Genomic DNA, 20,006 nt, shown 5'->3' on the forward strand with positions numbered 1-20,006 from the left:
GGAGGACGAGAGGGCAGTTTATGGTACTATCGCGCCGTGGTTGATACGTTGACGGCGATCGAGGATCGTGCCATTGTTCAGGAGTTAGAGCGGGTTGTGCAGGAGTTAGAGACCTTAACCGGTCACTCCTGAGTTTATCGATGATAGCCGTTAGCCTTCGCAGGTCGGTGAAGACTCAGACTGAGCAACGCCAATTAGGGGGCGATCGCGCCTAACGTCCCTTGAACATGATGCCAGCGAATGCCTTCGAGTCCCGGTAGGATCCAATCCGCCGCCCCCACCTGGGCCGCATCCCCTAAGCCAACCACGCGCATTTGGGCGGCCCGGGCCGCTTCAACCCCTGACTCGGCATCCTCAAACACCACACAGTCTTCGGGGCCTAAGCCTAACTGTTGTGCCGCATAGAGAAAAACATCGGGGGCCGGCTTGGGGCGATCGACATCATAGACATTGGTAATAATATCGATGTCAGGAGCAATGCCTAGCTTTTCAATCACCACATAGACATTTTGGCTGGCTGAGGCCACCGCCGTTTTGATTCCCGCCTCCCGCAGATCATCGAGAAACGGCCGTACCCCGGGGAGGAGAGAGTCGGCGGTCATTGTTTCGATAAAACTGCGAAAATAGCGATTTTTGCGATCGAGCAATTCCTGAAGTTTTGACTCGGGTAAAACACGGCCTTGCAACAGTCGTAGCAAGGAATCCCGCCGCGAGAGTCCCCGCAAGGCTTCATTGGCGTGACGGTTGAAGGGAATCCCCTCCTCATCGGCCAGTCGTTGCCAGGTTTGGTAATGAAACTCAATGGTGTCTGTTAGCACACCATCCATATCAAAAATCACACCCCGCAGTGGACGACAATCGACCGGGGAGAGAGCATCAGAACGAGAGCGGGTCATAATTAGGGCCTTGACTGGGATGTATAGCAGTTGAGAGTTGAGAGTTGTTGATGGAGAATTGGCCGTTGGGATAGCTATTGTCCATCCTGTTTATTCAGCTTTTGGTTTAATTCCCGAGTTCGGCGGGACAGGAGGCGAATGATATTAATGGCAATGCCAGGGGTTTCGTCAATGGCATCATAAAGCTGCTGTTGGGTGAGCATCAAACATTCACAGGGTTCACAGGTGGTCACCGACGCCGAACGGGGTTCGGCATCAAACAGGGACATTTCACCAAAACAGGCACCTTGAGGCAGGTTGGCTAAATCCTGATCACCAATGTGAATCCGGACGACCCCAGAGACAAGGATATACAGCGATCGCCCCTCCTGTCCTTCCGTAAAAATGGTGTGATTACTCGGGAAGGATAATTCATCCATCACCGAAGCCAGACGCACCAGAAAATCGTCCCGTAACTCCTTGAAGATGGGAACACCTCGCACAAATAACAACCGATCGACACTGGTTAACATGGGGGATTAGAACACGAGGGTACTTGAGATTACGTCGGCGACTCAGACGACGACGTTAAACCAAACTGCACCATCATCTCCTGGACTTGGGCCGCCACGAGAGGATCAGGGTCATGTTGCAGTTTTGGTAGCAATTCTATCAAGGCACGAGGAGAGGCAACTTGCAAGTAGGCTAAGACGGCCTCTCGCACAAACCCCCTCGGATGGCGTAATCCCGCTAAGGTTTGATCGGCCCCCAAACTCCAGCGTGCTAAGCGTGCGACATGGAAACAACAGGCCAGGGGCCAGTCTGAGAGACAATATCGCAGCTCAAGCAACAGTCGTAGCCGTTCTCGGGGGGGAAGGGGTCGATATTCGATCAGATCCGAGAGACTTTGTAATTTTTCCATATCCCCCTGACGATCTAAAACATTCAGCAAGGCTCGCTTGCTGGGGATATCAATCGTATTATCGAGGATTTCCAGCCCTCGGGCCATGTAGGAGCGAGATCCGGATTTGAGGTTAAAGGCCGCCGCTTGGATGGAACTGAGGGGATAGAGGAACTTCATCAACAAGAACAACCGTTCAATACTGTCATTTTGCAGATCCTCAAGGCTATTACAGAGTAGTTGTAGGGCTGAGTCGGCATTCAGTTCAACATAGCCATTCCCGTTATGGAGTTCCACGAGAGATTCAGCGGAACTGGCCACCTGGAAGTCAACCCGAGCTGCGTAGAGTTGTCCGAGGAACATGAGTTCTTGATCGATGAGAATTTCAACACCACTGCGTCCGAGGCGATCGAGAACGCCCTCAATCCCCCGCTCATCGGGCATTTTGAGCAAGATGCGTAAGATGTTGCGACGACTGGTGGCCCAGGTGGTCAGCAAATGCTTGACGAGGGTATCGAGAGCTTCAGGGGTGCCGATTTGCCCGACGGTGTTCCAGGCGTACATCCGCACTAAATCGGGTTTGTGGATATCCTCAGCCAGTTCGACGAGGCGATCGAGGATATCATTGCCCAGGCGCACTAGGGAGCGCATCGCGGCGTCGCGGGTCGACTTATAGGATAGACCCCGCAGCAGGGATGGATAGTATTCTTCGAGTTCCGTCGAGGCGATCGCATCGAGCAAGGCACAGCGCACCCGTAGGGACTCATCCTGAAGCAGATTGGGTACATATAGCCGTAATCCCTGTAAAAACTCCGCTTCTCCCAAGGCTCGGGTTCCCATGACCCGTTCCCGCTCCTGTTGATGCGTCAGCATCCGTCGTAGCGCATTGGTGGCTTCGGCTTTCTGTTCTCGATTCCCTTTACGCATAATCAACGAAGCCGCAGTTGAGCGCACCACCGGATCGACCTCAGAACGCAGATAAGGGCGCAATTGCCGCATATCTGGGGTATCTTCGGTCAACCAGATATAGCGCAGGGCCAGGGCTAAAATTTCCGGGGGTTGAGGCCGTTCAATCAAGGCCCGAACTTGAGGCAGATGCTCAGTTTTGGGACATTGGAGCATCACCTCTAAACTTTGTCGTTGTAGGGTTGGTGATAGATTAGCCAGCAAGGGCGCGAGAACTTCCCCGACATTTTGCGGGTCAATTTGGCTCAGCAACTCGACACAAGAGCGTTTATCGGCATCTGATGTCGGCTTTTCTAGGGTTTCAACCACCGATCGCTTCAAGGCCCGAAAGTCCACATCCGAGACCCCTAAGCGTCCCCGTTCCGCACTCGAAACCAGGAGTCCCACATAGCGCGATCGCATCAACCAGATCGCCAGCAACCAGGCTACGGCGACCAACAACACGAAAGAGACAAAAATGGGACTTTGCAGTTGCAGCCAACGTTCAGGGCCGAGAAGCCGACGCCCTCCCCAGATGGCCAGCCACATCACGGCCCCAGCTACCCCGGTTGAGACCGGCTCGGCTACCCCATTCACAAGGGCCTGTAAGCCATTGCGTTGGCTTTCGGGCAACGGCTGAAACAGCACCGGCCCAGTTCCCTCAATCAGGGTATAGTGCAACAACTCATCGACAAACTTGATCGCAATGACCCCAAAAAAGAGTTCAAAATTGCCGGTTACGGATCCCATCAGAGACAACACCCCAATCGCGAGAACCAGAGCCGGTAGAATGCCTCCGGCATAGAAGACTCCCATCCGTTCGACCACACGGCTTGAGGCAAACCATTGAGTGATTAGCTCAAAAATACCCAAGAAACCGTTGAAAAGCCCTAAAAAGCGGGCAATCCCACTATCGAAGTTCGAGCTTTCCGTCAGATCCAAGAGTCCCAGAAACATCGAGGCGTTATCCGTTAGTTCCCCGGCCTGGGCCTCCACCTGTAATTGTTGAAAAAATAGTTCTAGCTCGCTAAAAAATTGGAACTCAATCAGCACATAGAGGGCTTCGACTAGAACGAAGAAGGTCACCAGCAGCCAAACATAGGTTCGTAGGGGTCCTTGGAACCGGCGCGTGGTGAAGTCTGAGGGATCTTCTTCTTCGGTGCGACGAGCCGCATCAGGGAAGGCCTGACGGTAGTTTTCGGTCAGATACAACAGGAGTAAGGCGCCCACGACAAGCATGAAGCAGGCGACAAACAGGACGTTACGCACTCCAAAGTTGGCAATGACTACCGGTAGCGAAAATCCCCCCAGTACGTCAGCGAGGAGGATGCCACTGCTAATGATGGGATAGGTCCGTTTGATTTCCCGGATATTGAAAAGCTGATTGGCGGTGATGGAGGTGTTGAGATCGTTGAGAATATAGGCCCCATCAATCCAGAGCCGCATCGCGAAGACCGTGATGCCAAACAAAATTGGCAGTTCTAAGCCAAAGCGGAAGACAAAGGCAGGAATGGCCATGAGGAGGGCAATCACCACGATCGCCCTCCTCATCGGTAAAATTTCTTGCAACCAGGAGTAGAAGAAGCCTAACCCTGAGCCAATGGCTGCTCCGGCAATGTAGATAATTGTCAGGGATTCTGCCCCATATTGAGCCAAAAATAGCTCATAGGTGACGGCCTCTAGCCATAACAGCCCAATTGAGGTGGCGGTATAAAAGGCGAACATCAATAAGGTTCGCTCCCCATCTTCCGGGCGCAGGTTGAGCCACTGCAACACCTGCTGTTTCCAGCCCCCTTGGTTGAATTGCCAGTTTTTAAGTTCCATTCAGCCTAGCTCGTCCTGATGTCGGTGGGTCGCAGTCGAACGCTACCCGAGATCGATCCCACGGGGATCCCAGGGAGAGTCCAGCCTAGGCTAGACCAGGAATCCGGGATGCGAAGGTCACCGGTTCCCCCCTCCCGGATTAAGCCGGGCGCACGACCTGCTGTCCAGTGTAGCCTTTCGGCTCACCCGAATAAAAAGACATGAGGACGAATCGACATGAGTTTTGGCTCAACGGCCAGACAACGACCAGACAACGACCAGACGGCGGTCTGATCGTTGTCATCGTGATGATTTTAATCCAGGGCGATCGCAGTTAAGATTGTTTTTTCGGGGCTAGCATCATCATCATGCTGCGTCCTTCCCGTTTCGGCCGTTGTTGAACTTCTGCCATGTCATCGAGATCCTTGGCCAGGCGCTCTAAGAGCTGGTACGCCAAGTCCGTATGCTGGATTTCCCGCCCCCGGAACATCACTGTGGCTTTGACCTTGTCACCGCTTTTGAGGAACCGTTGGGCTTGCTTGACGCGCACCATGTAATCGTGATCCTCAATCTTGTAGCGCATCTTCACTTCCTTGAGTTCGGAAGAATGCTGCTTCTTCTTGGCTTCCTTATTTTTCTTCTCCTGCTCAAACTTGTATTTGCCATAGTCCATGATCCGACAAACCGGGGGGTCTGCCTTATCACTGACCAAGACCAAGTCCAAGTCCTTTTCTTCGGCAACGGTAATCGCCTCGGCCGGTGTCATAATCCCCAACTGCTCACCATCTGTGGCAATGACCCGGATTTGGGGGAAACGAATCCGCTCGTTGATTTGGGGTAAGTCCCGTTGTCGTTTTCTTCCGATTGCAGGCATATGTAATGGTTTAAGTGTGTTTAGATGTAAGTTCGGTTACGTGAGAGGGGTTGAGGGCGCGTCAGGTTGTTCGACGGTTAAGCCAGCGTAGTGATATTTTACTCGCAATACTTTAGATGTGGGTCAAATTTATAGAAATTCTTAATTTGTCGGGACTCACCCGGCCTCGGCCTTGGGGGGGCAGCGTCTAAGCTTTCGACTGAGCGTACTCAAAACTAGCTTAAGATAAAATCCTGACTCTTGCCAACGGCGGCCAGTTCTGCGACCTCCTCATCTTCATCTGTAGTAGGCTCTTGACTTCTTTACCCTTTTCTCCCAAAGTACCTCGGTTCGGTGAACGACGCCATTGGCGTTGGCGCGGTTGGACGATGGCCTATAGTTATCGTCCCGGACCGAGGTCTGATGCTCCACCCCTGATTTTAATTCACGGCTTCGGCGGCTCGATTGGTCATTGGCGCCATAATCTAGGGCCTCTGAGTCAGCAGTATCCGGTTTATGCTCTGGATCTTTTGGGTTTTGGGGACTCGAGTAAGGCGGCCACTGCCTACAATGTGTCCCTGTGGGTTGAACAGGTGTATGAGTTTTGGCGTCTGGTGGTTCGTCGTCGAGCGGTTTGGGTGGGCCATTCCATTGGCTCTCTGGTGGCGGTGGTTGGGGCGGCTCGTCATCCTGAGGCGGTTTGGGGCTATGTGGCGATTACGCTCCCTGATCCGGGGTTACGTCGCGCCCTCTTGCCCCCATTCGCCCGTCCTCTGGTGGCGGCGATTGAACGGCTGTTTACCTCCCCCCTGCTGCTGACCCCCCTCCTCGGTGCGATTCGACCTCCAAAACGGCTGCGTCCCTGGGCCAAAATCGCCTATGAGAACTCCGATTATGTCGATGAGGAACTTTTAGAGATTTTTTCGAGGCCGGCCCGCGATCGCGGCGCCCCACGAGCTTTATCTCGCCTCGCTCGTGGGGCGAGTGAGGTGGAGTTCTGCCCCAATCTGCTCGATTTGATGCCCGAGATGACGACACCGGGATTATTACTCTGGTCTCGGGGCGATCGCATGGTCCCCCCTCGCTTGGCTCGCCCGCAACAATTTGCTGAGCTGCAACCCAATCTGGATCTCCGAGAGTTAGACTATGGGGGGCATTGCGTCCATGATGAAGCGGCCCCTCAGGTCAACGAGATCATTGGGAATTGGGTGGCATCTCACCGGTCAGAGGAGTCGATAAACGTCCGGTGACAATTCCCCTTCCCTCGTAGGTTAAAGGGGAAAACAGTTGAGGTTCTGACCCTCTCGCCCTATCAATGGCGAATTTTTTATGCTATTTTTCAACGCAGTTTGCCTAACACCACACACAATTGGTTTTGACGGGCCAACAACAGGGATCAGGGCGACTGTTGTTCCCAATGATCCCATCGTTGTGCCGTCTAGCCCGCAAGGAGAAATATGCTCAGAGTTCACTGGTGGTTATCCAGTCTCACAAGTGTTTTAATGTTGGCTCATTTGGCCCCGATCGCCCAAGCGAGTCCCATCAAAACCTCGACCCCAGATGTCAAGACCCTGGGATTTGACGCTAGCGCCCCGCCCAATTCCCTGAATGTCGCCGTGGACTCTCAAGGAGCGGAGGATGATTCGTCGGTTGATTCACTCAGTCAGTCCCCTCGGTCATCAATGGCCACGATTGAGGCGATTGATATTACCATCGAGGGCAATCGCATTTTGATTCGAGCCGATCGCCCCCTCGATCAGCGCTCCTATTGGGATCGAAACACCCTGGCGTATCAAATTGAGATTCGCGGCGCACGATTGTCCCAGAACTTCCAACCGCCTAATGCTCAAGACAGCCAGGCTATCTCTTGGGTGCGCGCGGAACAAGCCGATCCCGAGACGGTTATGGTGCGCATCATGCCGGCCCCCCAAGTGTCGGTCGGTGAGATTAATCAGCCCAGTCCCAGTTTGCTCTCTCTCGAACTGAATGGGTATCAGGCCACAATGCCATTACCGCCGCCGGATTTGGGCAGTGGAATGGCTAATGTTCCCGATCCTGGCACGATCCCGGAGGGACAGGTTGTTATTGTTCTCGATCCCGGCCATGGGGGAAGTGACCCCGGTGCGGTCGGAATCGGTGGCCTGAGTGAGACCGATATTGTCAATCCCATGTCTCACCGGATTCGCGATCTCCTCGAAGAGGAGGGGGTTCGCGTGATTCTCACTCGTGAGGATAACCGCACTGTGGATTTACAACCTCGGGTCGAATTGGCGAATCGACTCGATGCCAATCTCTTTGTCAGCATCCATGCCAATGCCATTAGCATGAGTCGCCCAGATGTGAATGGTGTTGAAACCTATTATTTCCAGTCGGGGCAACAGTTGGCTCGCACAATCCACGGTCACCTGCTTGAGGCAACGGGAGGCCCCGATCGCGGGGTGCGGACGGCTCGCTTTTATGTGCTGCGCCATACGCGAATGCCAGCGGTGTTGTTGGAGTTGGGTTTTGTGACGGGGAATCAGGATGCTCGCCGTTTGGCTGACCCGCAGTATCGTGAGCGTCTCTCTCAGGCGATCGCCCGTGGTATTTTGCAATATGTTCGCCAACATTGCCCAGGTCCGGGTTGTTAGCCACTCAGGATAGGGACTGAGTCTCGAAGGCGCTCCCCTGGGCGGGTTGGGATCTCAGCACGATTTTCGGACATTTTTTGGACAATTCTATGACCAACCACAACCAGCCGATTGGGGTTTTTGATAGCGGCGTGGGCGGATTGACCGTCTTACGGGCTATGTATCGACAGCTTCAGGATGAGTCGGTTCTCTATTTTGGGGATACGGCTCGTTTACCCTATGGGACGCGATCGCCCCAGGAAATTCTCCAATTTGTCCGGGAGATTCTGCTCTGGATGGCTCAGTCTCAGGTCAAAATGGCGATCGTGGCCTGTAACACCAGTTCCGCTCTGGCCCTCGAAGCGGTCCGCTCGGAATTTGAGTTCCCCATTTTGGGCTTGATTTTACCCGGAGCGCGCGCCGCTGTCGGCTATGGACAGCGGATTGGGGTGATGGCGACACCGGCTACCGCCGCCAGTGGCGCTTACCGTCGGGCCGTCTTGGAAATGAACCCCTCGGCTCAGGTGTGGGAAATGGGCTGTCCTGAGTTTGTGCCTCTGATTGAGGGCGATCGCATTCATACCCCGGAAACTCGCGAAATGATCCGGGAGTATCTTCAGCCGCTGTTGCAGCAAAAGATTGACACGTTGGTCTATGGCTGTACTCACTATCCCCTGCTAGAGCCGGTATTACGGCAATTGCTTCCGCCTGAGGTGATTCTGGTCGACCCGGCGACTTATGTGGTTGAAGCGGCTGGACAGGAGTTGGATTTGTTGGGATTACGGGCGACACCCGGACCGGCGATGACCCGCTTCGGGGTGAGTGGCTGTCCTCGGTCCTTTGCCAGTCTGTCACGCCAATGGTTGGGCTTTGTGCCTGAGGTCGAACAGGTTAAGCTTCCGGATTTAGGACCCTCGCTTCCCTCGACTGAGTCGGTCGAGTCGGTGGTGGATACGGTCTATCGGGTTGTAGAATCAAGGGAGGCGAGCTAATTCGTCTCGACGGTCAAGGCGACAGTTCGGGGTGGATATTGCCTGACAACTCGATTGCCTGTTCTCTGTTCTTTATTCCCTAAAGCCCTGTTATGTTATTCGGATTTCAGAAAAAGCTGACTTTGCCAACTCCTAAGGACGCTTTGCCAGGACGCTCGCAGGCGATGCCGGTTCCTAAGCAGCATTTTGTCCTCAAGACACCGCTGACGCCTCCTTATCCTGAGGGGATGGAGTTGGCTCTGTTTGGTTTAGGTTGTTTTTGGGGCGCTGAACGCTGTTTTTGGCAACTTGAGGGGGTCTATAGCACGGCTGTCGGCTACGCCGCTGGCATCACTCCGAATCCAACCTATCAGGAAGTCTGTTCGGGCATGACTGGACACAATGAGGTGGTGCGTGTGGTCTATGACCCGAAGCGCATTAGTTATGAATCCCTGTTACGTCAGTTTTGGGAAAGCCACAACCCCACTCAGGGGATGCGTCAGGGAAATGATGCCGGAACTCAGTATCGCTCTGGGATTTATGTTTATTCTCCAGAACAAAAGAGCCTGGCGCAAGAGTCTCGCCAACGCTATCAAGCGGCTCTCAAGCAGGCTGGGTATGGGGAGATTACGACGGAAATTCTAGAAGCGCCGGAGTTCTATTACGCTGAGGAGTATCACCAACAGTATTTGGCTAAGAATCCTAATGGTTACTGTGGTCTCGGCGGAACCAATGTGAGTTGCCCTGTGGGAACTCAACAGTCGGTTTAGGGTGGGTTTGAGGTCTAAGGGCTATCGACGGTGATTAAGGCGGCTCCGTCTTCTGAACGGACATCAACGTAGAGTGAGCCGTCTTGGAGATAGCCCCAGACCGTTAGGGTGGCGATCGCTAGGGTCAGGGTAATGCTGATGATGCACTCGAATGGACAGTTAAATGACCGGGTTCGTTCCATGGTTTAGGCTCCTGGCTCACCAGCCACGATCTAGATGGAGGGTGGGTTGGTCAGCCTCTTAGGTTTAACAGTCGGTTTGAGTTTAAGGCTTGAGTTTAAATTAGAACTCTATGAGTCTAGGTTACCCGGTCTTTTTGGGGTTGGACTCGTTAAATTTACGGAGTTTTATGATAATTTTTGCGAAGGTCGGGCGGCTTGGCCGAGGACAACTGAGGTACAGGCGCGATGGGTCGGTTTGCTAGGACTAGCCACAGGACTTTAAAATAAGGAAACTTTTTGGGTCTGGAGCGGTTATCGTGGTGTCTCAACAAACCTATGCCATTGAGTTATATTTTGATGAGGTGGCGTCACAGAAGGTTCGGCAACTTTGGGAGCAAGTGGGGGCGATCGGCTCCTCGATGGCCACGCGAGTTCACAGCCAACCCCATTTGAGTTTGGCGGTTCTCCCGAATGCGGATCTCCATCTGCTGCCCAGGGTTCTCGCCGATATCGCGAGTCATGAATCCTCGTTTGAGATTCAGTTTTCGTCTCTCGGCTTGTTTTCGGCTGGGGGTGGGGTGGTGTTCCTGGCTCCGGTGGTGACGACGCAGCTATTGGAGTTACATAAAACGGTTCATCGACAGCTTCACGAGATTGGCTCCGATGCGATCGCCTATTATCGTCCTGAAGCTTGGGTTCCTCATTGCACCTTGGCCCGAGAGTTATCGCCCCCTGAAGTCCTGCGGGCGATCGAGGTGGTTCGCAACAGCAATCCCTTTTTTAAAGCCAATGTTTGTGCTTTGGGACTGGTTGAAGCCCCTCCGGTACGTCAGATTTGTTGTTTTCCTTTTCTGCCCAATGGCGATCGCCCATGATAGAATCGAGGGTATATTGTTTGATTTGTCAAGACCTTACTCTTAAAATGCTCAAAGTTCTATGGATTTTACAGTAGCCATCCGCACCTACAATGGTGAACAGCGTATTGGTGAGATATTAGAACGTCTTAAAGCGCAAACTCAAACCGACGATATTGAGTGGGAGGTCGTCGTGGTAGATAACAACAGTTGCGATCGCACCGCCGCCATCATCAACACCCATCGAGAAACCTGGCCCTCGCACTCCCAACTTCACTACTTTCTTGAAACCAGACAAGGAGCCTCCTATGCGCGCGCTCGTTGCATTCAAGAAGCCCAAAGCGATCTAGTGGGCTTCCTTGATGATGACAACTATCCGGCCGATGACTGGGTGTTTCAAGCCTACCAGTTTGGGCAAAACTATCCCCAAGCCGGTGCGTACAGTGGACAAATTCATGGGGAGTATGAAGTGACTCCTCCCCCCAACTTTCAACGCATCGCTAACTTTATTCCCATCATTGAACGGGGGCAAAAACCCCTCTGCTATACCTCCTACAAATATGCTCGGAAAAAAGTCTATCCCCCCGGTGCTGGACTGGTCATTCGTAAGCAAGTTTGGTTAGATACCGTTCCCAAAAAATTAGTCCTTCAAGGGCCAGTTGGAACTTCATTAACTGCTAAAGGAGAAGACATCGAAGCTCTCACCTATATCGCAACAGCAGGATGGGAAATTTGGTATAACCCCCAAATGCACATCTATCATCATATTCCCAAAAGTCGCTTTGAACGAGACTACTTAATCAAGTTCTTTAAAGGGGTTGGCTTAAGCCGTCACCGCACGCGGATGCTCAACTATAAATCTTGGCAAAAACCCTTTTTTATCGCCGCTTACTTCGTCAATGACTTTCGTAAGCTGTTGCGCCATTTCTGGACATACCGAGATGTTTTAGATAGTGATGTCGTCGCCGCAGCAGAACTACAATTCTTTAAAAGCTGTCTTGTCAGTCCATTATTTATTTGGAAAAAACTCTATTTAGACCGAGACTGAATCAGCGCCATTTAATTAGAGCTGATTCCCCCGCTCTAAGTTGCTTCAATCTCGTCTTGACTCGGTGCGACTGGCTGTTCTTCTTCACCCTCAGCAGACTGTTGCATCAGTTCCTTAATTTTCTCCGCCAAAACCTGAACATTCGGCTCCTGTAACATCAGTAAATGGTCACCGGGAATATCATAAATCTCCAACCCGCCAACCGCCAGTTCACCCCAGCCATATTGAGGATCAATTTCAGTCCCAACTTCCGCCTGTCGTTCCATCGCTCGAAATAGAGTGATTTTCCCACTGTAAGGCTTGGGAAAATGTTGCTTTTTGATCCTAATGTTCGTCTCCAGATTGGCGAGAGATTTCAACTCATCAGGAACTTGTTGGCCAAAACGCTGGTAGATCTTGGCGCGAATCGCTTTGAGCCGATATTGAATCCGTCCGAGTCGCGATTTTAATTTGCGGGTGATGTAACTAAATCCTTCTTGTTTGAACTTCCCCCAATGTCCCGACACCCGAGACGATGGGGGTAAATGTTTCACCCCAGTGCGAGCTGTTGTATCAATTAATCCTAATAACGCCACCTCTTCTCCCTGAGTCCGTAATTGCTGAGCCATCTCAAAGGCGACTCGTCCGCCAAAGGAAACGCCAAGTAAATAATAGGGACCTTTAGGTTGTATAGCCTGCATATCCTTGATATAGAGTTCTGCAAGTTCTTGAACACCTTTCAACGCTCCCTTCACTTCATCTGACGAATTTGATGATAATCCATAAACGGGCCAATCCTGTCCGAGATGTTTCACAAGAGGACGGTAATACGCCATTCCTTTTCCTAAAACATGGATGCCAAAAATGGGGGGACGACTCCCCTGGGATTGTATGTTAATGATGGATGAGCCAGTCAGTCCCAGCTCGTCTTGACTGAGAAAATTAGCTAATCCTTCTACAGTCGGGAATTGGAATAATGCTGCGACAGGAACGTCTTGACCGAGGGATTCTTCCAGGGAACTGCATAAACGTACTGCTAGGAGTGAATGACCTCCGAGTTCAAAGAAGTTATCCGTAACTCCAACTTTCTCACAGCCTAAAACATTTTGCCAAACCGTAGCAATTTTCTGCTCGTGTTCTGTGCGGGGTTCGAGTCTGTCCCGTTGTATGCTACTCGGATCGGGGAGCGATTTACGATCCACTTTACCATTCAGGTTTCGCGGTAAGGCTTCTAGCTCAACGAACGACGAGGGAATCATATAATCTGGGAGATTAGTCAACAGGAACTCTCGAAGTTTACCCTGTTCTATAGGGGTTTCAGTGACGGTATAGGCGCAGAGATATTTGTTCCCACTCGTGTCTTGTCGGTCTACGACAACAACATCCTTAATCCTTGGATGCGATCGCAACAGATTTTCAATTTCAGCTAGTTCAATGCGAACACCACGAATTTTGACCTGAAAGTCTTTTCGACCTAGAAATTCTAGATTGCCATCGTCTTGTAGTTTTCCAAGGTCTCCTGTTTTGTAGACAATATCATCCACATCCCCAGTCAGTGGGTTGGGGACAAATACCTTGTTGGTTAATTCCGGTTGTTGATAATAGCCTAGGGTTCGATAGGGGGTCTGGACATAGATTTCTCCTTCAGATCCCGGTTTGCAGGGTTCATTATTCTCATTCACAAGAAGTAAAGTTGCACCGGGAATTGGCTTGCCGACAGGAATAGATTTGCGCTCTCCATCCTCTGGAGCGACCGGGTAGTAAAATTTGGTCATGGTGGTTTCCGATGCACCGTAGAGATTGACCAATTGCACGCGGTCTCCAAAACAACTGACCCATTTTTTGACATCAGCGGGAAGTAGCGGTTCTCCGGCCATCAGGATATAGCGTAATTCCTGAAAGTTGTCGGAGGTTAAATTTTGATTGAGTAAGGAACGAAAGATTGAAGGGACACAGTGAATCAGGTTGATGTTCTGTTCATCTAGCCAACGGATCAATTTACGAGTGTCTAAGAGCGTTTCTTTTCCTGGCGGTAAACATAAGGTTCCACCAGAACATAGCGGAACAAAAATATCTCGTAAAAACGCATCGAAGGAAGGGATCACGAGTTGGCTACTACGTAATTCGGTTAACTTGAGAAAATTGATTTCCCAATCAACAAAATGAGAAATCGCTTGCAGGCGACCCGCAATTCCCTTGGGTTTTCCAGTTGAGCCGGAGGTGAAGTAAATATAACACAGTTGATCCAAGTCACTTTCCTGTTTGGGAAGAGTGAGAGACTCGTAGTTTCGATAGTCATTTAGGAGAGTCAAGGGTTGAGCTTGGGCAGGTTCCATCTCAACCTCATCGAGAAAAATAAGCTTGCCGGGATTTAGAACATGGTTTGTCAGCGGCTGCAATTTGTCGAGGAACGGAGACTCTATTAGCCAAAATTTGGGTTCAATACTCGTGGCGATCGCCTGAAGACGACCTTCAGGAATTTGGGGCGCTAGAGGCACAAAGACCGCTCCCGCTTTTAAGGTTCCTAGAATCGCAACAATCACCTCAACGGTATCTTGAGCTAAGATCACAACAATTGACCCTTGACTAGCTCCCTGGTCAATGAGAAAGTTGGCTAGATTGTTGGAACGTTCTTCAAGATATTGGTAGGTGAAGGCTTCATCGCCACGGAGGACGGCTGAGCTATGGGGCTGTTGTTGAGCGATCGCAGAAAACCACTCCTGAATTCTTGGATATTTCATGGTTTTTTAACTCTATCTACTTAACTGATTCGAGCGAAAACAATTGATTGGCCGCCAACTTTTCTGCAATAATAATCAAAGGATCTACAGAGCTGTAGGGAGTGTGATGGCCACTAAAATATTTTGAAAACAGATGAATCTCAGTACATCCGGCCACAAATGACTCAACCTGATACTTCTCTAGCAAATCCTCGAATACGGGAACTAACATTTCGAGATCAACATTCTGCTTGATTTGATAGATAACATCATGAATGTTTTGGATATCTTCCCCCTGAGGTAACACCAGATAGTCTTTCGCTTTTTCCCAAAGAGGATGTTTTTGGAAAATTTCTAACCGTCGAGTCCCTTTTGTACACACCAAAAGATGTTGTTTTTGGCTTTGTATGACCCTATTTAGGGTGACATCAATCAAGGAAATGAGTTTCTCCCGAATCTCTAACGGGTATCTGGCAAAGAGATGGTGAGAGGTGATACAACAGATGACGATCTTAGCCACTCCAAAAGAACTCATCCTTTTCAGAGACTGAATCAATTGTTCTAATAACTCCTCCTCTTCTCCCGCCAATAAAACTTGAGTGCGATCCGGAAATGTGGGATCTGAATATAACAGCGCAATGGGCGAATCTTGTTCTCGTTCTCCTAAAGTATACTCATAGATCGTCTTGAGAAAAGCCGCCGATGCCAATGGACCAATTCCTCCCAAGATCCCCAAAATCTCTCGATTATTCTGTGAACTCATCCCCGTTACCTCACCTTTAGTTCAGACATTCATAAATTTCGCCTAGTATAACATAGAGTTTTAGAATGGCAAGCCTTTTCTTGCCATTCTGGAGGGGAAATGACTCGTTTTTTTTGAAGTTTATTTAATTTTTCGTTAAAGTTTTCTTGAAGTTTCTCAATTGTCTCGATAGGGAAACTCGCGACTGATTGGGGAGCCAACGAAACCCATCCATGACGCGATCTACAATCCCTTTATCATAGGGACGATGTGCGATCCTCTCTCGTACAGATAGGGGGATTTGAGTCGGAGGAGTCTTTCCAGGATTGATAGCCGTCAAGGCCTTCTCTATTTTCTCCCATCCTAGATCGAGTTTGCAGGGACGAATATTGGGATTTGTGTTAATTTCCCATACCTGTGGAACTCCATTGAGTAAACTGTAGTCAATACGACCGTAATCAATGTTGGCTAAAGCAAATATTTCTTGCAATTGCGACTTATGGGGATTTTTCATAACATAATCGGCTTCTTCCTGTTCACAATCTGGATCATAGACATTTCCACCCTTGATCATCCAATCTTTCCGAAATAAAATGTGGAAGGGAACAATACTGTCACCAATTTTAAAAGCTGAGTATTTACGGAAAATTCCTTGATCATCACGAGTATCACAAAACTCCGTAATCACACAATCCTCTCGACTCTCGCCTCGTTGTATCATTCCTTGGATTGCCTGATCTAACTCTTCAGGCGTTTGCAATAGTCCAGTGGTGTTCCCTCGATGGTCATTTTCTCCCCTTAAGAAAACTGGGAAACTCTTAGGTTTCCGACATTCTGTTAAACGATAGATATTAAATTGATTGATACCTCGCTCATAAAGACACCGTAATAATTCATAGCGACGGAAAGACCTCGTAGGATGATTGAGGAGGGTACATTGATGCTCAGATTTTGCCAGATCTGCCCAGAGCCAGGCTATGTTCTGAGCGGGTTCTGGCAACAGGCGTTCAACATCCGAAAAAATATATGTTCCGGCGGGCAGTGATCGTCGTTTTATCAAGTCCTCGTAGTACAAAGGTGTGATTTGACCGGATAACTGATTCCCTTTTCCTTCTAAATATAAATTAATCGTTGCAGAATATTCTCGGGTGACTAAGTAATAAATCATATCCCTCGGGGTTATAGGATGACGGTCAGTTGACGACGCAGACAAAATCGAATTAAGCGGCCAGGAACACTGCTATTTTGAACCGTTTTGCGCCGCAAGAAATTTCCTTTGAGTAAGCGGAGAACTCCCTTAATTCGTGCTTTGAGGCGCATTTGAGCGACATTATACTCTTTAGCATAAAGAGGAGTCCAAGCCAGATCTCCCCACAACACATCGGCTTGATGACCAGGACTTAAGCCATTTTGCCGATGTTCTGGATTAGGGATTCCACCATGTTCTCCGTAATTACGGAAGGGAATAAAGTTTTTAAATTGATGCGATCGCAACACCGTATCCACCTGAGAATCCCAGGTTGAATAGACCTTACCACCCGTTTCTTGCTCAACTTTCTTGGCAAAATCCACTAAACAAGTTGCGGCTCTAGGGCTAATAATGTAAGCAACCATTGAGGTTGAAAACCCTTGAGCATATCCCTCTTCCGACACCCAATAAACTTGAGGCGCACAAGTATAAATCCAAGAAATGCCAATCTTCTCGCTGTCTTTTCTAAAGGGCAACGGAAGCTGACCAAAATCCTTCACCGGCACAAAATCGGCTTCAATAATCAAACTCGGTTGCGGACTGTCTGCCGCCTTTTGCCAAGCTCGGCAATGGTTTAAAAGACAGCGATAACTGGGCGAAAACTCTTGATACTCGGGCTTATTTTCTTGACGTAACACCTCACAGTCAAACCCTTCTTCTTGAAAATAAGCCTCTAACTGCTCGGTCGATTCTTTATACGCAATAATAAACACCTTATTTAGACTATTGACTAAAGTGTTCATACTGGTACTCTCTAAACTATAGACCCGTTCAAGCGGCGCTATGATTATAGCATGAGCAAATCACAGCTTCCGGAGTGGTGTTGCCTGTTGCGATAACGAGCAACCGATCTTGATATTATCGTTTCTCCTTGAAGCGGCGATACCTGGCAGCGGAAAAATTGATGGATATAAACCCCCTAAGCCTAGCATCGGCCCCCAAAATTGTCACTCTTGACGCTCCCAAATATCTGTGGTAATCCGTTCGAGGAGTGCGTTAGGCTGAAAGACAGAATCACTCAATGGAGGTATCGATGCGACTACTACACACAATGCTACGTGTTGGCAACTTAGAGGAGTCCCTTAACTTCTACTGTGACGTGTTAGGGATGACCTTACTGCGTCAGAAAGACTATCCCGGCGGTGAGTTTACCCTCGCCTTCGTGGGCTACGGCGATGAAGCCGACCATAGTGTCATTGAGTTGACCTATAACTGGGGCGTGGATAGCTATGACCTTGGCGATGGCTATGGCCATATCGCCCTGGGGGTCGATGACATCTACCAAACCTGTGACGCCATCCGGGAACGGGGGGGTAAGGTTGTCCGTGAACCGGGGCCGATGAAACATGGGTCAACGGTCATCGCCTTTGTCGAAGACCCCACCGGCTATAAAATTGAGCTAATTCAACTGGGAACCCAGGGGTCTGCGAAAGACTCGAAAGAAGTGGCCCAACAATCGGCTTAGGAAACCTCCCGCCTGGTTTCCCCATCTTAAAGCCATCTTAAAGCCAAAAAGCCGCTAATCTCAGGGATTAGCGGCTTTTTAGAGGGCGGACGATGGGACTCGAACCCACGAATGGTGGAACCACAATCCACTGCCTTAACCTCTTGGCTACGCCCGCCATGTTTTTTCAGCTTCACCATTATAGCAAATCTACAAGCGATCGCAAGAGGGTCCAACAATTTTTTTTTCCACCCTTGATCAGACCCCAGATAGGATCCTGAGACGCTTAGAAACGACAGGCCCGTTCGGGTTCAACCGGACAGGTGGGGTTGTCAATGGGGTTATCCATCAGCGTCAGCCGGCTGAGATTTTGCAAGTTGGACAGAGGCGTAATATCAACGATCTGATTCCCCTCCAAGAACAGAGCCATCAATTGCGTCAAGTTCCCCAGAGGCGTCACATCCGTGATTTGGTTGCGAGCGAGAAATAACTCATTGACATTGGACATCCCACTGAGAGGACTCAGATCACGAATCTGGTTTCCACTCAAATCCAACTCAACCAGTTGGGGTAATTCCGCCAAGGGAGAGATATCGCTGATGCGGTTATCACTAAGGGCGATCCATACGAGATTGTCTATGGCCACCAGGGGACGAAGATCCCGAATCTGATTGCGGCTGAGATCGGCCCCCTCCAAGCTGGGAAGATTCGCGAGGGGTGAGAGATCCTCAATGCGATTTCCTTCCAAAAATAAAGACGTCACCGCTGGTAGATCCTGGAGAGGCGTTAAATCCTCAATCTCATTATCCCGAGCCGTGAAGATGGTGAGGCGGGTTTGAGTCCGCAGAGGCGACAGATCCGAGATCTGATTATCATCCAGATTCAATTGTTGCAGATCTAACTCCCCCAGGGGCGAGACATCCTCAATTTGGTTTCCTGACAATAGTAAGCTGTCGAGGCGGCTGAACTCCGCCAGGGGAGAAATATCCGAGATTTGGTTGATACTGAGGTCTAAACGAGTCAGGTGAGCCAGGGAACTCAGGGGAGAGAGATCCGATAGCTCTTGCACACTTAAGTTGAGATCGTTGGTTTTCGCCAGAACCCGAGCGGCGATCGCACAGTCGTCACTGTCGGCCAACTCCAAGAGGACATCGAGAGTCTGTTGGCCATCACCAGCGAGGGGTTGCTCCTGACAGAGTTCCTCAAAGGCTTGCATCGATTCAGCGGGGGAGTGAGCCATCGCCCTGTGTTGAGGACTCAGGATCAGCGCGATCGCCCCCAACATGACACCAAACCGCGACCCAACAGGAAACGCCATCATGAGTTCATCACACTTAAAAAACATCAAAGGACTAACACTCAGCCAAGGATCACCCTACTCCTTCAAGCGCTGGTAGAGACTCTCCGCCAAATCCAAAAGATTAAATAGCTGTTGCCACTCCGCCGAATCCGCCTTAGAACTGGTCTTGCGGTGGTGTCGTAGCGACTGTTTCAACTGACGTAATAACGCCCCCGGAGTCTCCGTCTCCGTCATCGACTCAGCGGCCCCTGTTCCAGTTTTTCCGGGGCCGGGGGGTGTCGCTTGGGGGTGAAAATCCTCCGCCGTGGGGTGATCTAACAACCGTTGCGCTCGTTCCGAGAGACTCAAGCTGCGGGCCGAGAGATTCTCCGGGAGTCGGGGTAAATCCGACAGATAGACCTGAGCGAGTTCCAAGAATAACTTACGCACATCGGCCACCCAAGCCAACTCCTGAATTTGCTGCCACTGAGGTTCCGCCAAACCACGATCGCGGGCCGACTCCAATAACCGAGTCGCGTGTTCAGCCGTTGGCCGAGCCTTTTGAGCCAAGTGCATCGGCAGTTTAGGAACATCCCCCAAGCAGGAGCGAGCTAAATCAAGGAGGAGTTGTCGGACTTGTTCAACCCACTCATACTCTGAGGGCTGCCAGTTTAAGTTGGTCATGTCAGGCACAGTTTACGGATTTACCTACAACGTTGCTTACAAACGAAACGTACAAACGACTTAAGAAACGACTCAAGAAACGACTCAAAACTTGCGATCGCCCCTTCATCTCTCCAAAG

Annotated in this window: 18 protein-coding genes and 1 tRNA gene; 7 read left to right on the plus strand and 12 right to left on the minus strand. The window is 50.4% G+C overall.

All coding sequences use genetic code 11. From position 1 onward, the window contains the following. Positions 1-194: 194 nt before the first annotated feature. The 4 genes from pgmB to infC form a co-directional block, all read right to left on the minus strand. On the minus strand, positions 195-896 hold the full coding sequence (gene pgmB / locus R6U67_RS07380) for a beta-phosphoglucomutase (protein WP_410251943.1): 702 nt from the start codon (positions 894-896) through the stop codon (positions 195-197). Positions 897-970: 74 nt separating this feature from the next. Further along, positions 971-1,408, minus strand: a complete 438-nt coding sequence (locus tag R6U67_RS07385; protein WP_410251944.1) for a Crp/Fnr family transcriptional regulator — start codon at positions 1,406-1,408, stop codon at positions 971-973. A 29-nt stretch (positions 1,409-1,437) separates the two neighbouring features. Further along, on the minus strand, positions 1,438-4,545 hold the full coding sequence (locus R6U67_RS07390) for a HEAT repeat domain-containing protein (RefSeq protein WP_410251945.1): 3,108 nt from the start codon (positions 4,543-4,545) through the stop codon (positions 1,438-1,440). A gap of 313 nt (positions 4,546-4,858) precedes the next feature. Continuing rightward, positions 4,859-5,398, minus strand: coding sequence for a translation initiation factor IF-3 (gene infC, locus R6U67_RS07395; RefSeq protein WP_087709814.1), 540 nt, complete (start codon positions 5,396-5,398; stop codon positions 4,859-4,861). A 293-nt stretch (positions 5,399-5,691) separates the two neighbouring features. Between infC and R6U67_RS07400 the strand changes: the two genes are divergently transcribed. The 4 genes from R6U67_RS07400 to msrA all read left to right on the plus strand — a co-directional run bounded on the left by R6U67_RS07400 (position 5,692) and on the right by msrA (position 9,727). Further along, positions 5,692-6,627, plus strand: a complete 936-nt coding sequence (locus tag R6U67_RS07400) for an alpha/beta fold hydrolase (protein WP_410251946.1) — start codon at positions 5,692-5,694, stop codon at positions 6,625-6,627. Positions 6,628-6,834: 207 nt separating this feature from the next. Further along, complete coding sequence (locus R6U67_RS07405; RefSeq protein ID WP_410251947.1) at positions 6,835-8,007, plus strand: N-acetylmuramoyl-L-alanine amidase; 1,173 nt, start codon at positions 6,835-6,837, stop codon at positions 8,005-8,007. A gap of 89 nt (positions 8,008-8,096) precedes the next feature. Next, complete coding sequence (gene murI, locus R6U67_RS07410) at positions 8,097-8,978, plus strand: glutamate racemase (RefSeq protein ID WP_410251948.1); 882 nt, start codon at positions 8,097-8,099, stop codon at positions 8,976-8,978. Between the two features lie 92 nt (positions 8,979-9,070). Then, positions 9,071-9,727, plus strand: a complete 657-nt coding sequence (gene msrA, locus R6U67_RS07415; RefSeq protein WP_410251949.1) for a peptide-methionine (S)-S-oxide reductase MsrA — start codon at positions 9,071-9,073, stop codon at positions 9,725-9,727. A gap of 14 nt (positions 9,728-9,741) precedes the next feature. Here the strand turns inward: msrA and R6U67_RS07420 are convergent, their stop codons facing one another. After that, positions 9,742-9,909: a hypothetical protein gene (locus R6U67_RS07420; protein WP_410251950.1), complete on the minus strand. Its 168-nt coding sequence runs from the start codon at positions 9,907-9,909 to the stop codon at positions 9,742-9,744. Between the two features lie 296 nt (positions 9,910-10,205). Between R6U67_RS07420 and R6U67_RS07425 the strand changes: the two genes are divergently transcribed. Both R6U67_RS07425 and hpsE read left to right on the plus strand, forming a co-directional pair. After that, complete coding sequence (locus R6U67_RS07425; RefSeq protein WP_410251951.1) at positions 10,206-10,763, plus strand: 2'-5' RNA ligase family protein; 558 nt, start codon at positions 10,206-10,208, stop codon at positions 10,761-10,763. Positions 10,764-10,824: 61 nt separating this feature from the next. After that, a complete protein-coding gene (hpsE, locus tag R6U67_RS07430) occupies positions 10,825-11,790 on the plus strand; it encodes a hormogonium polysaccharide biosynthesis glycosyltransferase HpsE (protein WP_410251952.1) in 966 nt (321 codons plus the stop codon). Between the two features lie 35 nt (positions 11,791-11,825). Here hpsE and R6U67_RS07435 read toward each other — a convergent pair whose 3' ends face one another. From R6U67_RS07435 to R6U67_RS07450, 4 genes are all read right to left on the minus strand, one after another. Beyond that, on the minus strand, positions 11,826-14,510 hold the full coding sequence (locus R6U67_RS07435) for an amino acid adenylation domain-containing protein (RefSeq protein ID WP_410251953.1): 2,685 nt from the start codon (positions 14,508-14,510) through the stop codon (positions 11,826-11,828). 16 nt (positions 14,511-14,526) lie between these two features. Further along, entirely contained in the window at positions 14,527-15,252 is a 726-nt protein-coding gene (locus R6U67_RS07440; protein ID WP_410251954.1) for an aspartate/glutamate racemase family protein, read from the minus strand. Between the two features lie 124 nt (positions 15,253-15,376). After that, positions 15,377-16,399 carry a hypothetical protein gene (locus R6U67_RS07445; protein ID WP_410251955.1) on the minus strand — a complete coding sequence of 341 codons (1,023 nt, stop codon included), beginning with the start codon at positions 16,397-16,399 and terminating at the stop codon, positions 15,377-15,379. 11 nt (positions 16,400-16,410) lie between these two features. Next, on the minus strand, positions 16,411-17,223 hold the full coding sequence (locus R6U67_RS07450; protein ID WP_410251956.1) for an LPS biosynthesis glycosyltransferase: 813 nt from the start codon (positions 17,221-17,223) through the stop codon (positions 16,411-16,413). 290 nt (positions 17,224-17,513) lie between these two features. Here R6U67_RS07450 and gloA point away from each other — a divergent pair, with 290 nt between their 5' ends. After that, positions 17,514-17,945, plus strand: coding sequence for a lactoylglutathione lyase (gene gloA / locus R6U67_RS07455; RefSeq protein ID WP_410251957.1), 432 nt, complete (start codon positions 17,514-17,516; stop codon positions 17,943-17,945). Positions 17,946-18,029: 84 nt separating this feature from the next. Here the strand turns inward: gloA and R6U67_RS07460 are convergent. The 3 genes from R6U67_RS07460 to R6U67_RS07470 form a co-directional block, all read right to left on the minus strand. After that, positions 18,030-18,102, minus strand: a tRNA-His gene (locus R6U67_RS07460). 108 nt (positions 18,103-18,210) lie between these two features. After that, the gene (locus tag R6U67_RS07465; RefSeq protein ID WP_410251958.1) at positions 18,211-19,245 is read right to left on the minus strand and encodes a leucine-rich repeat domain-containing protein; all 1,035 of its coding nucleotides are present in this window, start codon (positions 19,243-19,245) and stop codon (positions 18,211-18,213) included. 54 nt (positions 19,246-19,299) lie between these two features. Next, positions 19,300-19,887 (minus strand): hypothetical protein, encoded by a 588-nt coding sequence (locus R6U67_RS07470; protein ID WP_410251959.1) that lies wholly within the window; start codon positions 19,885-19,887, stop codon positions 19,300-19,302. Positions 19,888-20,006: the final 119 nt, after the last annotated feature.

It is taken from the genome of Sodalinema sp., assembly GCF_046483825.1.
Taxonomy (GTDB): domain Bacteria; phylum Cyanobacteriota; class Cyanobacteriia; order Cyanobacteriales; family Geitlerinemataceae; genus Sodalinema.

What these genes read in the sequence shown, in the direction of transcription:
- R6U67_RS07440 (WP_410251954.1), bottom strand. Translation starts at nt 15,252, where the DNA reads ATGAGTTCACAGAATAATCGAGAGATTTTGGGGATCTTGGGAGGAATT.
- gloA (WP_410251957.1), top strand. Translation starts at nt 17,514, where the DNA reads ATGCGACTACTACACACAATGCTACGTGTTGGCAACTTAGAGGAGTCC.
- R6U67_RS07385 (WP_410251944.1), bottom strand. Translation starts at nt 1,408, where the DNA reads ATGTTAACCAGTGTCGATCGGTTGTTATTTGTGCGAGGTGTTCCCATC.
- infC (WP_087709814.1), bottom strand. Translation starts at nt 5,398, where the DNA reads ATGCCTGCAATCGGAAGAAAACGACAACGGGACTTACCCCAAATCAAC.
- R6U67_RS07470 (WP_410251959.1), bottom strand. Translation starts at nt 19,887, where the DNA reads ATGACCAACTTAAACTGGCAGCCCTCAGAGTATGAGTGGGTTGAACAA.
- R6U67_RS07465 (WP_410251958.1), bottom strand. Translation starts at nt 19,245, where the DNA reads ATGATGGCGTTTCCTGTTGGGTCGCGGTTTGGTGTCATGTTGGGGGCG.
- murI (WP_410251948.1), top strand. Translation starts at nt 8,097, where the DNA reads ATGACCAACCACAACCAGCCGATTGGGGTTTTTGATAGCGGCGTGGGC.
- R6U67_RS07450 (WP_410251956.1), bottom strand. Translation starts at nt 17,223, where the DNA reads ATGAACACTTTAGTCAATAGTCTAAATAAGGTGTTTATTATTGCGTAT.
- msrA (WP_410251949.1), top strand. Translation starts at nt 9,071, where the DNA reads ATGTTATTCGGATTTCAGAAAAAGCTGACTTTGCCAACTCCTAAGGAC.
- R6U67_RS07390 (WP_410251945.1), bottom strand. Translation starts at nt 4,545, where the DNA reads ATGGAACTTAAAAACTGGCAATTCAACCAAGGGGGCTGGAAACAGCAG.
- R6U67_RS07405 (WP_410251947.1), top strand. Translation starts at nt 6,835, where the DNA reads ATGCTCAGAGTTCACTGGTGGTTATCCAGTCTCACAAGTGTTTTAATG.
- pgmB (WP_410251943.1), bottom strand. Translation starts at nt 896, where the DNA reads ATGACCCGCTCTCGTTCTGATGCTCTCTCCCCGGTCGATTGTCGTCCA.
- R6U67_RS07435 (WP_410251953.1), bottom strand. Translation starts at nt 14,510, where the DNA reads ATGAAATATCCAAGAATTCAGGAGTGGTTTTCTGCGATCGCTCAACAA.
- R6U67_RS07420 (WP_410251950.1), bottom strand. Translation starts at nt 9,909, where the DNA reads ATGGAACGAACCCGGTCATTTAACTGTCCATTCGAGTGCATCATCAGC.
- hpsE (WP_410251952.1), top strand. Translation starts at nt 10,825, where the DNA reads ATGGATTTTACAGTAGCCATCCGCACCTACAATGGTGAACAGCGTATT.
- R6U67_RS07445 (WP_410251955.1), bottom strand. Translation starts at nt 16,399, where the DNA reads ATGATTTATTACTTAGTCACCCGAGAATATTCTGCAACGATTAATTTA.